The 3,098-nt window shown below is 64.9% G+C and carries 5 protein-coding genes; 4 read left to right on the top strand and 1 reads right to left on the bottom strand.

Translation table 11 applies throughout. The features are described 5' to 3' along the window. A partial coding sequence (locus tag Q7T09_RS04845) for a nuclear transport factor 2 family protein (protein WP_304698085.1) occupies window positions 1-297 on the bottom strand: 297 nt, incomplete at its 3' end. A 260-nt stretch (window positions 298-557) separates the two neighbouring features. On the opposite strand from Q7T09_RS04845, the gene Q7T09_RS04840 reads away from it, so the two are divergent. From Q7T09_RS04840 to Q7T09_RS04825, 4 genes are all read left to right on the top strand, one after another. Next, entirely contained in the window at window positions 558-815 is a 258-nt protein-coding gene (locus Q7T09_RS04840) for a hypothetical protein (protein WP_304698083.1), read from the top strand. After that, window positions 812-982 carry a helix-turn-helix domain-containing protein gene (locus Q7T09_RS04835; RefSeq protein ID WP_304698082.1) on the top strand — a complete coding sequence of 57 codons (171 nt, stop codon included), beginning with the start codon at window positions 812-814 and terminating at the stop codon, window positions 980-982. Before Q7T09_RS04840 ends, Q7T09_RS04835 begins: the two co-directional genes overlap by 4 nt. Window positions 983-1,105: 123 nt before the next feature. Then, complete coding sequence (locus Q7T09_RS04830) at window positions 1,106-2,032, top strand: restriction endonuclease (protein ID WP_304698081.1); 927 nt, start codon at window positions 1,106-1,108, stop codon at window positions 2,030-2,032. A 132-nt stretch (window positions 2,033-2,164) separates the two neighbouring features. Next, the gene (locus Q7T09_RS04825) at window positions 2,165-2,929 is read left to right on the top strand and encodes an SDR family oxidoreductase (protein ID WP_304698079.1); all 765 of its coding nucleotides are present in this window, start codon (window positions 2,165-2,167) and stop codon (window positions 2,927-2,929) included. The last annotated feature ends 169 nt before the right edge of the window (window positions 2,930-3,098 follow it).

Below are 3,098 nucleotides of genomic sequence, written 5' to 3'. Positions count from 1 at the left end.
CTCGAAGACCCCGCAGCAGGGCAGGTCCACCGGCTTGCCCGCCACCACCGTCCGGTCCACCCGCTCGGCGATCACGACGTCCCCGCTGGAGACCAGGTTCAGCACCTCCCACTGGGTGCTGCTCCAGTCCTTGAGGAAGGCTGCGATGAACCCGGTCAGGGCCGCGCGCCCGCTCACCGGCCGGGTCGGCATGTTGTGATAGGTCCCGTCCTCGGTGAAGTATTGGACCAGCTCGGCGGCGTCCAACCGCGACCAGGCGGCGATGAAGTCGGCGATGATCTGTTCGTTGCGGGTCATGTGGGTCTCCGTGTGGGGGCGTGTGTGGGACGCCCCGCACTCTGGCTTGCTTTTCCGCCCCTGCGAAGCGGGCGCGCGACCTACGCCTGGGGGCGACTCCAAACCCGGCGCCCGGTCCCACCCTCACCGTCATCCCGGCCGTAGCGCAGCGCAGAGCCGGGACCCAGGGGCCACACACTCCGCCTTGGACGGACTTCCTTTCCTCGATACTTAATTGTCGCGACAAGAAATCCGCGCCGCGCCGCCGATGAGAACGTGCCATGCCAGGGAACAGGAAAACACCCATCTGGACCGACCCCGATGACGCCCCCGAACTGACCGACGACTTTTTCGCCCGCGCGGCGCTGAAGGCGGGCGACCGCGTCCTGCGCCCCGCCCAGGGAACCCTGACCAAGCCCAGCCGCCCGAAGCTGGACCTCCGCGCCTACGACCGCGCCAAGGCCGCCCTGGCCTCGGGGCAGGAGGAGCTGATCCCCGCCGACATGCTGGCCGCATGCTGGCCGGAGAAAGCCCGGTGAAGCTCTGGCGCCAGCATCGCGGCCTGACCCAGGCGGCCCTGGCCGCGATGGCCGACCTCTCGGAAGGCTACCTCTCCCAGATCGAGACCGGCAAACGGGACGGCACGGTGGAGAGCTACAAGCGCATCGCCGAGGCGCTGGGTGTGACGGTCGACGATCTGATCTGAGGGCGGCGGAAGGTGTTGCGCGTCTCCACTCTCCGCCTCAGCGAACGGTCCCGCTCGCTATCTTCTGGGTTGCGCAGGCTCAGCCTTTCGCCGCCTTAGTGCGTCTTCACTGGAGGTCAGGCTGTGGCGATCCCCGACTATCAGACCGCGATGCTCCCGTTGCTGCGGCGAACGGCCGAAGCCAAGGCGCCGGTTAGTATTATGGAGCTTATGCCCCTCCTCGCCGGGGACTTCAGCTTGACCGAAGATGAACTGGCTGAACGCCTTCCGAGCGGCGTGCAGGGCATATTTCACAACCGCCTGCACTGGGCGAAGTTCTACATGACGCGGGCTGGTCTGCTTCAGACCACCAAGCGGGGCCGGTTCGAGATCACGGACCAGGGTGCAAAGCTGCTCGCGTCGAACCCGGTCAAGATCAGCAACCAGACCTTGTCGGAAATTCCAGCATTCAAGACTTGGTTCAAAGGCTCTCAGACCGTCTCGCCTCTAGAAGGTGTCGCTTCGAGCACCATCCCCGACGTTACGAACGCCACCCCCGAGGAACGCATCGAAGGCGCGCGGAAGGAGCTGGAGACAAACCTTAGAGCCGAGATCCTGGATCGCGTTCGACAGATGCACCCGGCTGACTTCGAACAGCTGATAATCCAACTCCTCGTTCGCATGAATTACGGTCAGGGCCGGGAAGAGCTGGCTTTCGCCCTCGGGGGCTCGGGCGATGGCGGCGTTGACGGGGTGGTGCATCAAGACCCGCTTGGGCTGGATCGCGTCTACATTCAGGCCAAGCGCTGGAAAGAAGGAAACAACATCGGTCCGGAAGCCATCAATAGCTTCATCGGGGCGTTGAACATCAAGAAGGCGAACAAGGGCCTGTTCGTCACCGCGTCTAGCTTCTCCAAGCAAGCGAGAGAACACGCGGCGGCCTCCAGTCTCCACGTGGTTCTGATCGACGGGGACAGGCTGGCGGAACTCATGATCCGGCACGGGGTCGGCGTCCTCACGCGCCACACCGTCGAGATTAAGACGCTGGACGAGGGATTTTTCGACGGGTGACATTCATGCTGCCACGGCGACCGGTGCGAACTGGACCCACGCTTCCGCTCACGCACCCCCCAACCCTTGACGCCACGTCGCCCCGTCCCGCAAATGGCCAAAACCAAACACATGTTTTAACGGGAGACGACCATGGGTGAGCTGTTCGATCTGGCGGGCAAGGTCGCCGTCATCACCGGGTCCTCGCGTGGGATCGGCAAGGCCATCGCCCAGCGCATGGCCGAGCATGGCGCCAAGGTCACCATCTCCTCGCGCAAGGCCGGCCCCTGCGAGGAGGTGGCCGCCGAGATCAACGCCAAGCACCCCGGCGCCGCCATCGCCGTGCCGGCCAACATCTCCTCCAAGGAGGATCTCCAGCGCCTGGTGGACGAGACCCGCAAGGCCTTCGGCAAGATCGACATCGTGGTCTGCAACGCCGCCTCCAACCCCTATTACGGGCCGATGAGCGGCATCTCCGACGATCAGTTCCGCAAGATCCTCGAGAACAACATCATCGCCAACAACTGGCTGATAAACATGACCAGCGAGGAGATGAAGGCTGCCAAGGACGGGGCGATCATCATCATCTCGTCCGTCGGCGGACTGCGCGGCACCTCGGTGATCGGCGCCTACGCCATCTCCAAGGCCGCCGACATGCAGCTGGCCCGCAACCTCGCCCAGGAGCTGTCGCCCCACAATATCCGGGTCAACTGCATCGCGCCGGGCCTGGTGAAGACCGACTTCGCCAAGGCGCTGTGGGACACCCCGGCCGGCGAGGCCCGCGCCAGCTCCGGCACCCCCCTGCGCCGCCTGGGCGAACCCGACGACATCGCCGGCGCCGCGGTCTTCCTGGCGTCGAAGGCCGGCTCCTGGATGACCGGCCAGACCGTGGTCATCGACGGCGGGTCCATCAGCTGAGGACGCCGTCCCCCTCCCTCCCCTTCATGGCTACCGCATTCACACATCTGCATTTGAGGGTGTTGTGGAAGTCTGATTCCCTGAGTTGGTCATGATGGGAGCAGGCGATGTTGGATGTGACGCTGGGGCGGTTTGGCGACCGCCGCCTGGAAAAAGGGGGGCCTTCTTG

The sequence above is a fragment of the Phenylobacterium sp. genome (assembly GCF_030645195.1).
Taxonomy (GTDB): Bacteria; Pseudomonadota; Alphaproteobacteria; order Caulobacterales; family Caulobacteraceae; genus Phenylobacterium.
The sequence above is the reverse complement of the archived record's forward strand: the minus strand, read 5'-3'. Positions and strand labels throughout refer to the sequence as shown.

Excerpts from the sequence above, each read along its gene's own strand:
- Q7T09_RS04840 (WP_304698083.1), top strand. The coding sequence starts at position 558 with ATGCCAGGGAACAGGAAAACACCCATCTGGACCGACCCCGATGACGCC.
- Q7T09_RS04825 (WP_304698079.1), top strand. The coding sequence starts at position 2,165 with ATGGGTGAGCTGTTCGATCTGGCGGGCAAGGTCGCCGTCATCACCGGG.